This window comes from Sphingobacterium sp. DR205 (assembly GCF_011064245.1).
Lineage (GTDB): Bacteria > Bacteroidota > Bacteroidia > Sphingobacteriales > Sphingobacteriaceae > Sphingobacterium > Sphingobacterium athyrii.
Map to the genome: position 1 here is coordinate 5,441,097 of NZ_CP049333.1, position 16,856 is coordinate 5,457,952.

9 protein-coding genes are annotated in these 16,856 nt (G+C 40.5%); 1 reads left to right on the top strand and 8 read right to left on the bottom strand.

From position 1 onward, the window contains the following. Positions 1-57: 57 nt before the first annotated feature. Positions 58-3,003, top strand: a complete 2,946-nt coding sequence (locus tag G6053_RS23340) for a glycoside hydrolase family 2 TIM barrel-domain containing protein (RefSeq protein WP_165308711.1) — start codon at positions 58-60, stop codon at positions 3,001-3,003. Between the two features lie 64 nt (positions 3,004-3,067). Here the strand turns inward: G6053_RS23340 and G6053_RS23345 are convergent, their stop codons facing one another. The 8 genes from G6053_RS23345 to G6053_RS23380 all read right to left on the bottom strand — a co-directional run bounded on the left by G6053_RS23345 (position 3,068) and on the right by G6053_RS23380 (position 16,538). Further along, the gene (locus G6053_RS23345) at positions 3,068-4,618 is read right to left on the bottom strand and encodes a discoidin domain-containing protein (RefSeq protein ID WP_165308712.1); all 1,551 of its coding nucleotides are present in this window, start codon (positions 4,616-4,618) and stop codon (positions 3,068-3,070) included. An 822-nt stretch (positions 4,619-5,440) separates the two neighbouring features. Next, positions 5,441-6,367, bottom strand: a complete 927-nt coding sequence (locus G6053_RS23350) for a glyoxylate/hydroxypyruvate reductase A (protein WP_165308713.1) — start codon at positions 6,365-6,367, stop codon at positions 5,441-5,443. Positions 6,368-6,548: 181 nt separating this feature from the next. Beyond that, the gene (locus G6053_RS23355) at positions 6,549-8,558 is read right to left on the bottom strand and encodes a RagB/SusD family nutrient uptake outer membrane protein (protein ID WP_165308714.1); all 2,010 of its coding nucleotides are present in this window, start codon (positions 8,556-8,558) and stop codon (positions 6,549-6,551) included. A gap of 10 nt (positions 8,559-8,568) precedes the next feature. After that, positions 8,569-11,844 (bottom strand): SusC/RagA family TonB-linked outer membrane protein, encoded by a 3,276-nt coding sequence (locus G6053_RS23360; RefSeq protein WP_165308715.1) that lies wholly within the window; start codon positions 11,842-11,844, stop codon positions 8,569-8,571. Between the two features lie 552 nt (positions 11,845-12,396). Beyond that, a complete protein-coding gene (locus G6053_RS23365; RefSeq protein ID WP_206531809.1) occupies positions 12,397-12,759 on the bottom strand; it encodes a hypothetical protein in 363 nt (120 codons plus the stop codon). Between the two features lie 4 nt (positions 12,760-12,763). Next, entirely contained in the window at positions 12,764-14,020 is a 1,257-nt protein-coding gene (locus G6053_RS23370) for a BNR repeat-containing protein (RefSeq protein WP_165308717.1), read from the bottom strand. Between the two features lie 145 nt (positions 14,021-14,165). Beyond that, positions 14,166-15,407, bottom strand: coding sequence for a DUF2264 domain-containing protein (locus G6053_RS23375; protein ID WP_241254818.1), 1,242 nt, complete (start codon positions 15,405-15,407; stop codon positions 14,166-14,168). 9 nt (positions 15,408-15,416) lie between these two features. After that, positions 15,417-16,538: a glycoside hydrolase family 88 protein gene (locus G6053_RS23380; protein ID WP_165308719.1), complete on the bottom strand. Its 1,122-nt coding sequence runs from the start codon at positions 16,536-16,538 to the stop codon at positions 15,417-15,419. Positions 16,539-16,856 lie beyond the last annotated feature (318 nt).

The following is a 16,856-nucleotide window of genomic DNA, read 5'->3' on the forward strand; positions in this document are numbered from 1 at the left end:
AAGTTATTTTCTGACTGTTTTTAACAAGAACTAAAGAGAGTGTCCCCATTTTTTTACATGAAAAAAATAAATTACATCTTGCTCACCTTATCATTATGGGCTATATGCTCGTTGTCGTTTGCAAAGAATAAACAATCTGCAAGAACAGTCCTTGATATGAACGCCAATTGGGCGTTTTATCGGGGAGATATAGATCAGGCAATGGAGACAAATTATGATGATAGCAAATGGCAAGCAGTCAGCATACCACATGTTATGCGATTGGAGCCAAAACACAGCGGCGGTAGTGTATTCCAGGGTACAGGATGGTATCGCCGTTATTTTCACCTTTCCGGCAAGCTACAAAATAAAAGAGTCATCCTTCAATTTGAGGGAGTTCAAACGAATTGTACAGTCTTTCTTAATGGAGAAAAAATAGCTCAACATGCTGGCGGATACATAGGTTTTGTGGTTGATATAACGCCGTATATCCAATATGATAAAGATAACGTACTTGCGATCCGCGTTAACAATATGGATGATGGCCTGACGCCCCCCGGCAAGCCCATGCAAAAGCTTGATTTTAATTATTATGGCGGAATCTACCGTGATGTGAAGATGATTATTACCAATAAAACTTACATTTCGGATCCAATGGAAACAGAGATGATAGCCGGAGGCGGAGTTTTAGTGAGCTTTCCAATGGTTACGAAAGAAAAGGCTACAATTCATTGCCAAACCCATGTAGTAAACAGCAAAACTCATTCTATTTCCAAGTTACGTTTGGAGACAATACTATTGGATAATACAGGAAAAATCGTTGCAGGAGCAAATAGTAAGGCAAACATGCGCCCCGGAGATTCAACTTTTGCCCACAACCTCGAGGTTTTTAATCCGCAGTTATGGTCTCCCGACGATCCGTTCCGATATCGATTAGTATCACGGGTTTATGACAAAGATATCTTGATTGACGAGGTAACCACTTGGATAGGAATAAGGAGATTCGGCTTTCGTTCACCTGCGGGTAAAGCCGACGGTTTTTATCTAAATGGCAAAAAACTGTATCTCCGAGGAGCCAACCGGCATCAGGCGTTTCCTTATGTAGGAGATGCTGCTAGCAATTCTATGCAATATCGGGATGCTATGTTACTGAAGAAAGGAGGATTTAATGCGGTAAGAGCAGCGCACTATCCGCCATCACCGGCATTTCTGGATGCTTGTGATTCTCTCGGACTTTTGGTCATCGAATGCCAGCCAGGTTGGCAATATTTCAATGACGATAAACTATTTATCGAACGTACATATCGTGATATACGCAAAATGATCAGAAGAGACCGTAATCATCCCTCTATTTTTTTATGGGAGACATCGCTCAACGAATCTCCAACTCCGGCATCCTGGATGAAAAAAGCGGTAAAAATTGCTCATGATGAGTTACCCGGTGACCAGCTATTTACAGCAGATGATCTAAATAGTAGAAGTCAGCCCTTCTATGATGTGTTTTATAAAGTAATCGATCCTGACGGAACTGACCCATTGCCCAGCAGCCCTTCATTGACGAGGGAATGGGGTGATGCATGGTTTGCGGACCCCGGTAAAGAGAATGGATTACGTGCGTCGAGGCGCTATGGAGATAAAGGATTAATTAATCAATCTATATTGCGGCAGAATGCACTCAATGGGGAAAAAGAGGAGTCGCTCGGAGGCTATTGGGATCACGCAGGTCTAGATGCCAATCCACGTATAGGTGGATATTTTCTTTGGAGTTTCAACGATTATACACGCGGTTATGATCCTGTGACGGCATTTAGCGGAGTTGTTGATTTAGACCGATACCCAAAATTTGGCTACTATCAAATGAAAGCGATGCAGGATGCCAGGAATCCAACTTATGGCCCCATTGTGCATATAGCAACGCACAACACAAGGAAGGATCTTGATACTAATATCATCGTTTTCTCAAATTGTGACACGGTCAGGCTATTTAGAAATAACAAACTTGTAGGGGAAAAAACTAGGGAAAACAATTCGGTAACTGCACCATTTATTTATAAAAAAGGAGGCAGCCCGTATTTTCGTTTTGAATTAAAAGATTATGAGGCGGGAGAACTAAAAGCGGAGGGAATATTGGATGGAGGTATTGTTTGTACCCATCAGGTCTCGACTGCTGCATCACCACATCACCTAAAAATTGAATTCGCGGATCAGGGCATCGCCCCTTTGGCTGGAGGATCAGATATGATTCCAGTTTATATTAAAGTTTGTGATGAAAAAGGAAATCTGGTAAGCTCGCCAGACCAAGCGGATGCAATTCCAGTTAAGCTTGTGGTCTCAGGAAAAGGTCGTCTGATAGGTGGAAATAATCATCATACGGGAGTTTCTCCACAATTTACCGAAGGTGGCATTGCATATGCACTTATACGTACAATGGCTGAGGCAGGTCAAATTATTATCGAAGCAAGTAGTGACGGATTACAATCCGCAACTGCCAAAATAGAAAGTATTCCCTCTAATCAGGATCAGGTTCCTGACGGGAAACGATATATCTGGATGAGTGAACATGATAATTTTCATGCTGAAAATATAGATACCATAAAATTACCGCACAAAAGGGAAACGTTAAATCTTTCTGCAGCCTCCGTTGAGATAGATGGAATTCCAGTGGATTCACTAAAGGTCATCACCGATAGAAACCTCACTAGTTCCTGGCGAGCGGATAAGTTAAAACTCCCGATTGCAATTTCTATAGATCTGGGAGATAGCTATGATCTGGATACCTACCGTATTTATTGGGGAAAGGACAGTGATTGGTATCTTTATTCGTTGGAATCATCTACTGATGGGGTTAAATGGTCACCAATAGGCAGTCACCTATCCTCTTCGGGGCAAGATTACAGTTCCAAGAGCATAAAGCAGCTACGGGTTCGCTACATACGCTTTTTAATCGAAGGAATTAAACCTGAAAATAGCATTGTGGCCGTGAGAGAAATTGAGTTCTCTGGCAAAAAGTCTGATTTGCTTTAGTATTTATAGCATCAACGTTGATGGTCAGAATCAGCGTTGATGCTATAAAAATTTAGTCACCGGATCAGTAAAGACCCAGTTCAGCAATTGCTGCGAACTGTTCCCCATCACGGGCATCAATAGCTTTTATTTTAAGAAACCTCAATGAAACTGGTGTCATAAAATCTAAATATTGTGGACCATTGAAATTGGGAACCTCATAATTTCCAGCCTGGTTAAAGCTTACCCCATCGATACTGTAAGAAACTTCAATATTTTTAACAGCACGTGACAATCCATTGCGATGTGTATAGCTTAATCCATGAGCAGTTTTGGTGGATCCTAAATCTATTACTAATTCATGTGGAAAAACTGTTTCGTTAGCCGACCATCTAGAATGCCAATAGCTCGAAGAATTGCCATCGATAACATTTGTCGCCGCTCCATCTTCTTCAGCTGTTTCTTCAGAACTGAAAGTATGTACTTGCCAACCTTGCTTGCTTAGCTCTGAACGGGTACTGAAATTCATTATTGGTATATTGTTACCGAACTTATAGTTGTAAGTGAAAGTAGAAATGATTCCGTTCTCATGGACAAATCTCAGCCTTAGATCGTACAATGAGTCTCCTTTGTATTGTAAATCTGAAATTTTCATTTCAACATAAAAACTATCAACGCCAATGGTTTTTGATTCCCATGTTATCGCATTGTAATCTCCACCTCCTTCGGGATCATTGTAATATGCAATACTATTGATCTTATTTGATGCATGAAACTTACCCGAAACAACTATGGCTTCTTTTGTTGCGTCATATTTGGCGTGAATACGATCAATTTCCGCATTCGCAGCATCGTAATAAGTTTTGCTATCCTTATTGAAGATCTGGTTTGCATTCAAAATTGCTGCATCTGCAGCTGTTAAAAGGGTCGCTTCCTTTCCCAAACTATAGTTGCCATATCCCATCAGGGCGGTTCCTAGTGTTGATCTATCAGAAACTTTTTCTGAATTGTGCGGGAGGTTTAGCCCGTGGCCTAGTTCATGAGCTAAACCACCAAACCACCCTGTAAATTGGTTATTGCCCAAACCGATATTGGCAATATTAAAATCTTCATAATCTAGTGCATAACACCACTTCCCTGTTCCGTAAAACGGTCCGCCAGTGGCTGTACCATCTTGTCTAAATTCATATCTAGGAATAATAATAAGGGTATGATCGCTCGTCTTATCTGAGGGGTGAGCTTCAAACCATGCATTGACCTCCTCTGCTACTGCTCCACTTCCTCCCTCATATGGGTAGCCACTCTTGGGTTTAGTGCCCCTAATTGTTATGATCTTGACAAGACTATCACTATTAACGAACATCCCAAAAGTTTTATTTGTATATCCATTTCGAGTCATCTCATTTTTATAAAATTGCCTGACCCATAACATGATATCGCTTAGCCGACGTTGGTAGTCGGGCAATGTATCTAAATCATTGGGAACAAAATAAACAATATTTAAGTTTCTCGTTCTATCACTGCTAAAACCATCTGGGGTATATACAGTATTTGGATCTACTGGGTGCAAATCTTTATTGCATGCAGTAAAAAAGAAAACTAGAATTAATACAAATGGGAATATTTTTTTCATCATTTTAAAATTTAATTTGGTTTATTCTTATCGGTTAGACATTTTGTGAAACCGACAATTATTTCATTTACTTGGTCATAATTTTAGAGGCAAATTTTACATCACTCAACATTTCCAGTTTCTTGTGAGTGGTCAGGGTTATTATATTCTGCTTGGAGATAATTCTTTTATGTCTTGCGCTGAGCAAAATCCTCTGCCTTTTTGATTCTGTTTCTAATTGAATTTATTTATGGAACAGACATAGCCCTCCTTTCATTAAGGTTAAGCCTTTTGTAATATAAAACATTAATAAAAGCATTCTTCAATTGTTTTTAGTAAGCTTAACTAGTCTACTACGCTCATATAGTGTATGTACAAAAAAGAGTTATCTCCCCCTAATCATTGCCTATTTTAATTATCAACTTCTGCATTTCGTTTGAGTTCATTGCTGAGTTCAGAAATCTTAATCAATAGTTTTTCCTCACAAACAGTAATTCTACTGATCAGCGGGTGATTTCTCAGCCACCTTTTAACATATAAAAGCCACATCCTAGGATGTGGCTTTTAAAACTAACTTACAACATATGAATCACTAATGATCGCCTTCAAACTGATCCGAAAGGCACTAATTACCTTTTATGATGATAAAGCTATCAGAGGTGTTATTTGAAAACATTCATGATGGTTCATAATGGCCCTTTGATGTGCTAGTTTCCGTTTTTCTTAGTTATCTATTCAAAACCTCAACACAATCAGCCTTCTACCGATCGGCTTTAGGGTAAGCACTGTGAAAACTCAGTGAATAGTAAAAATGGGCAGGTTAAACCTATGTGTATAGTTTGAATTCTAATAGCCCTTTTCCAGGGAAACTTCATTGAGCAGTGGCCGTCCGGCAACCATTCGCCTATAATTTTCCACCACTTGTATGACCGAAGAACCAATATTTGTCCTACTCGCAACATGGGGTGTTATAAATATGGAACCGCAATTCCAGAATGGATGATCTTGGGGTAACGGTTCCTGATGAAATACGTCGAGGTAAGCGTGAGCAAGTTGTCCACTGGTGATAGCTTCTAATAAGTCGTCTTCTGCAAGATGTTCACCTCTACCGACGTTGAGGAGAACAGTTCCCTTCGGGCATAAATTAAAAAGGTTACGATTTAAAATTCCTCTTGTCGCATCGGTCAACGGTAAAACATTCACAATAAAATCCGTGTTTTCAACTGCTCGGCTAAGTCCCTCCATCCCAGCAAATGAGACGACACCCTGTAGATTTTTTGGAGAATTGGACCATCCGTTGACATTGAAACCGAGTTGGACCAATCTTTCGGCTACGTGACCTCCAATTTCCCCTAATCCTAAAATCGTTACACGCGTTTGACCAATGGAGTTATACACGAGGGGCAGCCAGTGTCTTGTCGCCTTATCGATTGTATAAAGCGAAAAATTCTTCATCGAATGCATCAAACATGTCAAAACATGCTCAAACATATCGCTTTTTAACATGGGATCTACAATCCTGCAAGTGTGAATATGTGACGGTATGGTTTTAGGGAATAAATGATCTATTCCTGCACCTCCAGATTGGATAACTTTCAATTTGGGAAAATGAGTATAATAACCGGCGTCAGGCTTCCAACAAAGCGCAAACTCAACCTCACTATAATTTTGGATCTCAGGATAGATCTCAACCTTTATTTCCGGTAAATACCTGTTGATTTCGAGTTTCCATTCTTCGGCCCGGGCACTATTCAATATCAATGCTATACTCATATTTTTTCGTTTTATACTAAAATAACATTTATCCTAAAAACAGCAATGGGCTTATTCTCGAATAAGCCCATTATCTGAAAAGGATGATCTATCTACAGAACCGTATCTTGCATCTTGCTATTTATATCCTGTATTTTGCTTCAGATTGTCACCGTCTTTATTGTTCAGTTGGATTTCAGAATCATTCTGTTTGATCTTCATCTGCAACTGCTTCCTGCCATTTATCCCATTTGGGTACCGACGGATCATAACCGTCATATCCAAAGTTTTGAGCCAATCTTCCCTTGGTGTTCGCTGCAATTGCTGAATTTGGGATTGGCCAGTACAAATTGCATTTGTCCATTTTATAATTAAGCGTTCTACCATTTGAATTTACCCCGCCCCTGTTGTACATCTTTCCGTAGTTTACTACCCGCTTGTACCAATAACTTCCACCACTTAAATCCGTACCTGAACTCTTATCATATGTGTTCTTATCATATACCGTACCCCATTCATCAGCTTTTCCACTTAAGGCAAGGCAGTACGAAACTCTACTTAGCTCCATATGCCGCCATTCTTCGAGATAAAGCTCACGCGCTCGTTCATTCATAATATCTCCAATTGTTACCGTCGAATACAACAGTGTACTTCCTGCTCTTTTCCTTATTTCATTGACGTCATCTGCAGCGGATGCGTCACCCAAGTAAAATTTAGCCTCAGCACGTAAAAGATATGCTTCAGCTAAACGGTATAGATACCAATCTCCATTGCTACCTTTTGTAGCTCCAATGTAAGCGTTACTCGCTTGATTAGCTTCGGCTTCGGCATCGGTTATAAATATTTTATAATGTGGCCAGTCAAACCAACTACGTATCGTATCAGTACATAAGATTGCATTATTAGCTGGATTAAATAGTGTTAAATGCTCCCCTCTATTAGCCGATCCAGCAGTTCCATATTTTATCATGTCCATTTTCCCCCAGTTACCTACATTGCTATTATGACGCAGATCATCTGTATCCTCAATACCATTGACAACCCATAAACCATGCTGAGCATATGCTGTCGGCCGAATTATTCCTATACCGCGGCCAATTGCTCTACCGAAGTCTAAGTCGGCTCTATAGTTGGGATTATTACGGGCGTACAGATCAACTGCATTTTTATTATCTGGAGATTTTAGGTTTCCCGTATTATAAAGAGGACCAAATATACGCATTGTTGCGAAGGCGATATTAGACTGCACACCTCTGTTTGGCATTCCCATAATCACTTCTGTATTGGCGGATATCAGTTTGTTCTCGGGACGGTGTAGATCCCAAATAACATTTCGGGTTATAGACCAAGTTTTCGGTTCACCGCCAGAAAAAAACGTACCGAACGTATTTTTCATCAATGCATAACCGGACTGATTAATCAAAATATCAGTTTGCTCTTTTGCTTTCTGAAACTGTCCTGTAGCTAAGTAGCATTTCGCCAAAAGCATACGACAGGCTCCTTTGTTAACCATCCCAATATAGGTCATATCCTTCTGCTCGGGAACCCACTGAACTGCAAATTCAAGATCTTGCGTTATCATCTCCAAAATGGCTTCCTTTTTTGTGCTCCGATAATTCAGCTTGGGAACCTCCAAAATTTTTGTGATCAATGGTACATCACCATATTGGAAAACGAGTCCCATATATCTAAATGCCCTATGGAAATATGCACGTCCTTTGTACGCGTTTTTGGTAGCTTCATCCAAAGTGCTGACCTGATCCACATAACTTAAAACCGTATTGGCATATTTAATACCGTTATAGGTTTCTGCCCAATAGTGGTTGATATAATTCCCATCATTCCCACTGGGACCTCCTGCTCCACTAGTTGGTTTCAATCCATCAGCAAAATTGAAGTTGACATTGTTTCCATCCACATCCGTTTTACCATAAACAGCAAGATCTGAAAACATATATTCTGTACCGATCACGACTGAATTTGTATTTGCTTCTGTATTGGTCCAATAAGATCTCAGATGCCTGTCGCTAATTGCCAGAGCTGCCTTTAATCCAGATTCAGTATTGAATGTGGTTCCCGGTTCATAGATAGATAAAGGATCTGGTTTTAAAAAATCTTTACTACAGCTGCTTATCATTATCGCATTAACCATAATAAGGAATATTGGAAATGAGATTGATTTTCTTTTATTTTTTGAGTTGAATAAGTTCATAGCGATACATTTAGAATGTTAAATTTAGTCCGAAAGAAAAAATACGGGTGGCCAAACCTCCTGTCTCAGGATCGCCATACTCCCAATCCTTTTGCCAGGTGGCCACATTTCGAACTGATCCAAATACTTTTACTCTTTCGATCTCCCATTTTTTCGTTAAAAGTTTGGGAAGAGTGTAACCTAAGGAAATATTCTCAAGCCGGATAAATGATCGGTTATATAATTTCCCCGCAGATGCACCAGCGGGAGCCATTGCATCCAACCGTGCATATTTATTTGTTGGATTCTCAGGTGTCCAGTATTCTTTGGCGAAAGTATTGAAGTTGTAAGTGATCATCGAACCTCCATTGTCCTGATTCAGATAATTTCCATCAAGACTCTTATGTCCCATATAAGAATAAATATTCAATGAAAGATTCCAGTTTTTAAACAGGGTAAAATCATTCCGGAGCTGCCAATTGATAGGTGGGGCGGCCTGTCCTAAAAATTCTTTGTCCTTATCATTATATACAGGTGTTATGGTTCCATCAGAATTAACCTTATCGTCAGCAGTATAGATATTTGCTACTTTTGGATCACCCGGACGTTGGCCATATCTTGCAGCTTCTGTAGCTTCGTCTGCCTGCCATATACCGCTTACTCGGTAATTCCAGATCGTGCTGATAGGTTGTCCGATAAACCAATTGTTGGCTGTAACGTCATATTCTTTCTGGCCTGTCACATTTCCATTTGCATCTAACACATCCTGATAATCGTAGTAAAGATGTTTTATCTTGTTTTTATTATAGGAGAAGCTCACGCTGGATCGCCATTCAAAATTGTCTTTTTTGACATTTAAGGAAGAAAGAGAAACTTCAAAACCTTTGTTCTGAACCTCTCCCAGATTGGTCGTTATACTGCCAAAACCCGTGAATTGGGGAAGTGTACGCGCCATGATCATATCGTGCGTCGTCATCGAATAGAATTCCAATGTCCCGGAAAGTCGTTCGTTCAGAAATCCGAAATCAAGTCCTATATTGGTTGCGGCTGTTTTTTCCCATTGAAGGCCAGGGTTTGCCATGCGGTCGACCAATAAGTACTTTACCTCTTCCATTCCACTACCAACAATATATCCCATGGTGCTTCCTAATCCAGACCCCAAATTGGCGAGTGAAACATATGGGTCGCCTAGGGACCGATTGCCATTTTTACCCCAGGAAACTCTCAGTTTACCCGAACTCATCGCATTCCATTTGAAGAATTTTTCCTTAGTAAAGACCCAGCTCCCAGCCACCATAGGAAATACAGCATAGGGGTTGTTCTGTCCAAAGGCCGAATAGCCATCACGACGTACAGATGCAGTCAGCATATACTTATCGTCGTAGGCATAGAAAACGCGTGCCAATAGACCATCTGCGGTAAAATGGGTGTCATTAGTTGAAAAAGAACTATTCTCCTTGGTAGCATTCTGTGTATTATGGAAACCCAATGCATCCGAAGGCAGTATATTACGTGCATTAGTCACATCTGACCAGTAACGATGATCTTCAGCTTCCTGGACCAAGGTAAGATTCACACGATGTCTTTCAGCAAATGTATGTTCCCAATTAATTGTATTATTGAGCATCCAATCAAAATTCTTTGACCATCCGCGATCCACACCACGGTTTACAGGCAAAGATTCCGGCAGGGAAGATGACATAAAGTACCGGTTGTAATACCACTGATAACGTGGAGCGGCATTGAACGAATAGGTAATGTTAAAGGGTAAGTTTACTTTTGCATTGAATATTGTGTTCAAAACAGTATAACCTTTTTCTAGATCAAGATATTGTCTGTCAAAATCGGCATTTACGCCTCTTTTAATTGAACCGTCTCCCATAGGATACTGTGCCAAGCTTCCATCAGCATTTCGATAATGACTGAAAGGTGAATTTCGAACTTGGTTGGAATCCCAATAATTCAGACCTAATCCGGGTTGCAGATCACCGTCACTGCGATCCTGAAAGTTCACGTTTGCTCCAATTTCGAGCCATCTGTTTACTTTTCCTTCTAATTTTAGATTGGATCGTATAGCTTTGTAATTATTAAAATCAACAGCTCCTTCGTTTCGCAGGTATCCCATCGACATATAATAATTCATCCTATCATTAGCTCCGGATATACTTGTATTATAGTCCTGATTGAAACCCGTCCTGAACGTATGATTGTACCAATCAAATGTATTTCCTGCAAGATAATTAGTCAAGACACCTCCTTCCAAACCTAATCGCTTAGCATAAATGCTTCTGTCGGACTCTCCGGAAGTATTACCTGTGTATGCCCGCCATTGATCTAATGTAATGCCATATTTTGATAAGTTGTCCGGATTTTCGTAATATCCGGGCTTAGCTAACATAGCTGCACTTTGATAGGCTTCATATTTTCCGGTCGTCAGATTGGTGCCATAGGTATCTTTTTTATACCAGTCTTCCCTATATTTCATATAAGCGTCCGGTGAAAACACTTCACGATATGCGCTTTTAATTGTCGTACCGATATTTGCAGTAAGATTCACCACAGGTTTGCCCTGCCTACCTTTCTTGGTAGTAATAATAATAACACCGCTTGCCGCTCTTGATCCATACACTGCCGCGGCAGATGCGTCCTTTAAAATGTCGATCTGCCCAATATCATCAGGATTTATTTCAGAAAGTTCACCAAAAAAGACCATACCATCCAACACGATCAATGGATCGTTATGTCCTCCATCGGTATAAACGGATCGCTGGCCCCGTAGTTGCATAGAACCTCCTCCTTTTGCAGAAGCATCGTACCCAACACTCAATCCTGGAGTACCACGCAATATGTCCTGCACAGTTTTTGGATTCTCGTTTGCCAAGTTATCGGGTTTTACCTGTACCACCGATCCGGTAAGATCCTTTTTCCGCATTGTCCCATAGCCAACAACTACAACTTCTTCAAGTGAACTGGTCCCTGCATCCATTTTTACCTCATAAGTACCCCCATTTCCCATTTTAACTACCTGATTGTTGTAACCAACGTAGGATACCACAAGATTTGTATTTTGCGGTATCGTTATGCTAAATCCGCCAGATGCATTGGTTTGTGTTCCTATATTAGTCTTTTCGATTTTCACACTCACGCCAGAAAGAGGCTCTCCTGTTTTTGCATCTACCACCGTGCCTGTAATTTGTCTATTCTGCGCTAAAAGACTTACCGGTATCAATAATCCCACTGATAGCATTAGTGCTATTTTCTTTAAGGTATTATTATTTCCCTTCGAATTATAATTTGGTATTTTCATATTCTTTCATAATTGGTTATACATTGATGTCATAATAAATTGTCCGTATCTGAACCGTTAGGAATCGGTAATGAATAAAAAAAAGTTCATAAAATAAATAATAGGATATGTCATTGATCAATTTGAATTCATAGACTGTTGTTTATAATTGGTATTCTTGTTTCTAGTGGAAAATGGCACGCACATTTTTCCGCTTAAGCAAGCGAATAATTTCGTCAGACAATGTCGTTCGACTTAAACAAAAGTAGCTTCGAAGTGAGATCGCTGTGTTTAATTTTGGTTCAATTGAGTTGAAATTCACTTCAAAATGCATAAAAAAGCCATTATTGAACATCGATGGACTATTATATTGACCTTGTGCAGCCGCAAGTGAACGAGTTTAGGGAAACTACAGTAAAGAAAAAAGGCCAATCCGCTTAATTGCAGATTGGCCTTTTTTAGATAAAATTATGATTTATTGTGTAAGATTATGAAATACATGTTTCTCTCCATGACGCCTATGAACTCCAACTTCGGTATTCGTAGCTTTCAGTTGCGAAAAAAGTTCTTCCTTCACCCATTTTTCCCCAGATTTTTTTCCACAGCTGTAGCTGTAATACACCATTTATCCCGTGGTCTCTCTGGGTCCAATTGTTTCGTTTCGTTATGCACACCGTCTCTAGGATAACTCCGTCCCAGTTGCTTGGTAAATACCATTGGACTATCTAAATCCTGTACTACAGAAAATGCTCCTTCCAACAAGTATGATGCGGCATCCATCCAGTGTAGCCTTGTCAGCCCAGTATAAGGGCTTTGTCTGAAATCTGGATCTTTTATTTCAAAAACCGATCTCTTCTGGCTTTGCGCTATCGCTCCGATAGCGGCAAAAACACAGATGAATGTAAGCATTTGGCGTATGTGCTGTTTTATTTTCATCGTCCTACTTTCCTCTGCTTTTTCTGGCTTTGTCACGCCACTCTATAACTTGTATCGATGTCGGAGCTGCTTCTGCCAGCCCCTCACCATCTTTTTGCACCGTAGACTGTACAAACAATGCAATCTTACGTTTCTTACTCCATAATTCCGTATCATAGGTAGGTTCCCAAGAGCCTACAGATTTATCACACAGGTCAACAATATCATCGGCCCCTTGCTGCACATTCCACTTCAACATCGAAGGCCGATAACCGCGCTCCTGATCCCGGAAAATTAAGGTTATGGCAATCTTATTGTCCTTTCCACGAACCAATATCTGTGGTCTGGCAATTGGAATTTCCTTTGTTCCGCCACCGGCCAAGCTAAACGGCGTTTTTCTAAAGTCAAAAGATCGAATCTTCCATTCTCCTCGCTGTAAATAAATAATCCTATACTGCGGAATCTGCGATTCGCTATCACGCCAATAACTTGCAATAAAAGGATTCCCCTTTTCATCTGCAGCTATTGATGTCTGATTAATCAATTCGTGCTGCTGTGGAATACGAGCTGCATATTCGACTGTAGACGCATTCATTGGCAAATCATATACTGCTCCAGTGCTACGCTGCCATGTTAATCCCCCATCTTTAGAACAGGCATAAGCCATATCATGATTGCTTGCGACATTGGGGCTTTCACGCCAGACCCAAGACAGATGTATAGTTCCCCGATTATCTACATAACTTTGCCAATATGCGTTCCTCTTTCCTTCCCCATCAATCAAGTTGCTATGGATACGTTTCCATTTCTGTTGTTTGGTATCATAGCTATTGACAACGAGATTACCATTGCCAGATCCACCATCCCGATAGAGGAATAGCAGCTGACCATTGGGCAGTTTCAAGAATTCAGGATAAGTCACCAGTGTTTCATTTTGATCGACCATGGCCTGCTCATAGCCGAGCACGAGGCTATTCGGGTGAATGGAACGTGCATATCTCAATCGACTATTGTGCTGATCCCAACAAACGTGGAGATACCCGGCCTTATCCACCATAATACTGATGACATTATGCGCATCTTTAGCTTGCCCGGTATAACCTGTACGCCGCAACTGCCAAACTTTTCCGGAGAGTAGCCGTCGTCCCAACACCACACATCCTTCGTCATCGTAATAGGCTATATATTGATATTTACGATTGCTGGTCAAAGAATTTTTACGAAATACAGCTGTGTTGACGGTATTCCTTGACCAACCGTTTCCAGCTGTCGTTTTCTTCATCTTCTGGCCCTGTACATCGCAAAAAAATAACAGTAATGTACAACAGAGCAATCCTATTTTTGAGATTTGGTTTATATATCTTTTCATCCAATTTTTTTCTTACAGTAATAAGCCCTTGAAGTCCTATTTGACAGGAAATCCCCGATTATTGAATGACTTTACTTTGATCCTTGTTCCAATCTTGTCCAGACCAGATGCGTTTAGCACTCCAGTCCGTAACCTCGCTTGTCCAAAAAGGATCCTGATCCGATAATCCTAATGGCAAAAAGATTACCGAACAGAGATAAGGGCTCCCTTGATTATTGTAAGGATCACCCAACCCCGGTTGGCTCCCATACATTCCCAGTGTCAACCAACCATTTTGATAAGTACTTGGACTTTCTGTCGTCTTTTTCAATACAGCAGACAGTGCTCCACGAACTTGTCCCTCGGTAAGTTCCCCCGGAAGTCGCTTTTTGAACGCCATATCTGCAAGGTGATGAAAAGCAGCGGCGCGGTAGATTACTGACCTGCCCGTTGGTGGAAAACTACCATCCGCATTGATCAGCCGCTCCTGAATAATTGCATAGCGCTCATTTCGGAGTCTGACTTTCGCAAACATACGATCATAACTCTTGGTTTTCAATTGGATAAAATCCATGATGCCAGCCAAAAAAGGATGAATAACATAACTATTATAGTAGTCAAAGGCATAATGCGGACCATCCATATACATACCATCGCCAACGTACCATTGCTCCAATTGTTGCAAAGCATAGTCAACACGCATGACATCCCAATCATCCGAATATTTGGCTAAAAAAGCTTCGTTCATAGCAGAGAAAAGCAACCAATTCGAATAAGCTGGGCGAAATTGTCGCGTAATCTTTATGGATGTAATCAAGTTCTTTTTCGTTTGATTGTCGATGTGATCCCACAACCATGGGCTGCGCATAAAACCAAGCGCAATAAAAGAAGCATCTACAAGCTGTTGGCCGCCCAGGTCAAAACGCATAAAATCTCGTGCATTGCTATCCAGCGCATTTTTAAGTGCTTGCACAGTCCACTTTCGGTATTGATCGCGTAGCCTTCTTTCCTCGACCGAACCATCATCCAATGAAAGCCAAGGTGCCATTCCTGACAATACTCTTCCCAATACCTCGACATATTGTACTTCGATACGATGGGCTCTATTATCCACATGAATGGATGTCATCTGAGGCATATTTAATCGCAGGCTGTCATGGGCCAAACTTCTTACTACTGGACGCAGCATACGGTCCATTTCTTTAAGCCAAAAAGCTCTACTTGTCTCATTTAGTGAGGTAGGTTTCTTTTTTACACTTTGCCCATAGACCGTATGAACTGTCAAAACCAATAGGAAGAAAAATAAAATTCGATTTTTCATTTGCATATTCTAACTTATTTTTTTATCCAGGTAACGATACATTTCGGTGCCAGCTAATAAAAATGCACCTACACCAAAGGGAGCCGTAGAGTTGACATCCACCACCTGCCCGGGGATAGCTTTCTCACCAATAGGTTGTACATATCCGATTCTCCCATCAGCCTGTAGAGCAACTTCACTCAGATAATTCCAGCCTTTAATCGCCGCATTGTGGAATGTCTGATCCGTGAGTATTCCTTCATTTAGCCCCCAGAGTAGACCATAAGTGAAGAAGGCTGTTCCGCTAGTCTCCCGACCTGGAGCATGGGCAGGATCCAACATGCTACGCGTCCAGAACCCTTCTTCCTGCTGGCAGCGTATGATGGCTATTGCCATCTCTTTAAAACGCTCACGGTAATAGTCGTAATGTCTATCCTGCTTAGGTAGGTCTTGAAGGACCTTCGCTAGGGCAGCGAAAACCCAACCGTCACCCCGTGCCCAAAAATCTTTCTTCCCATGTAGGCTCTTATGCTTTGGGTAAACATATTTTGCATCTCGATAGTATAATTTAATTTCCTCATCGAACATGATACGATCAGCATACTGCAAATAGGTATACATCTTATCGAGATAGAGCTGATCCTGGGTCAATTTGTACATTTTGGTCATGACTGGCATGACCATGTATAGACCATCGGCCCACCACCAATAATCATTATTGGCTGAATGGATCTGATATTCCATTACTTCTCGTGCACGGGCGATCTTTTCGGGACTTGGTGACAAATTATAAAGATCGATATAGGTCTGAAAACAAATCTGCCAATCACCAAAAAGAACGTAGTCATCCGTCTCGCCATAGCTGTATTTCCATTGCTGCTTGTTTGTTGATTTAGCTCCTTTCCAATCATTGAATCTGGCCCAGTCCTCAGAATATTTTAAGTCATTTTTTGATTTGGAAATTTTATAGAATTCCATATTTCCGGTATGATAAGCTGCCTGATCCCAAAATGCCCAAACCTCTGGCTTATGATGAGATTGCCAATAGCGGTTTGCACTGTTGAGCTGAGAAAAAACAACTTCTTTTTTTAGTTTCTGTCCAAATGAACAATGTACTATGAACAGCAGGCATAAAATAAAATTGATACGCATGTCTTGAGATTTATAATTTTTTGGTCCCCAATCGGTACATACAAAACTACTTCAAATCGTTCTGTAAGATGTTTGAATAAAGACTAAACATACCCCAAAATGGGATCATTTTGGGTAAGAACGTTAAAATTATCATAATAAAGCACTTTACCCCAAATAAACGTACAATATACACTTATTAAAAAAAACATTTGTATATTTAAGCATATAACCTAAAAATCTTTAAGTGGACTTCCTTATTCGAGACACGATAAAGGTAGTATTGAAACAGAAAAACATGCCATTAGCAATTATGAGCCCTACAAGATCGATTACAAG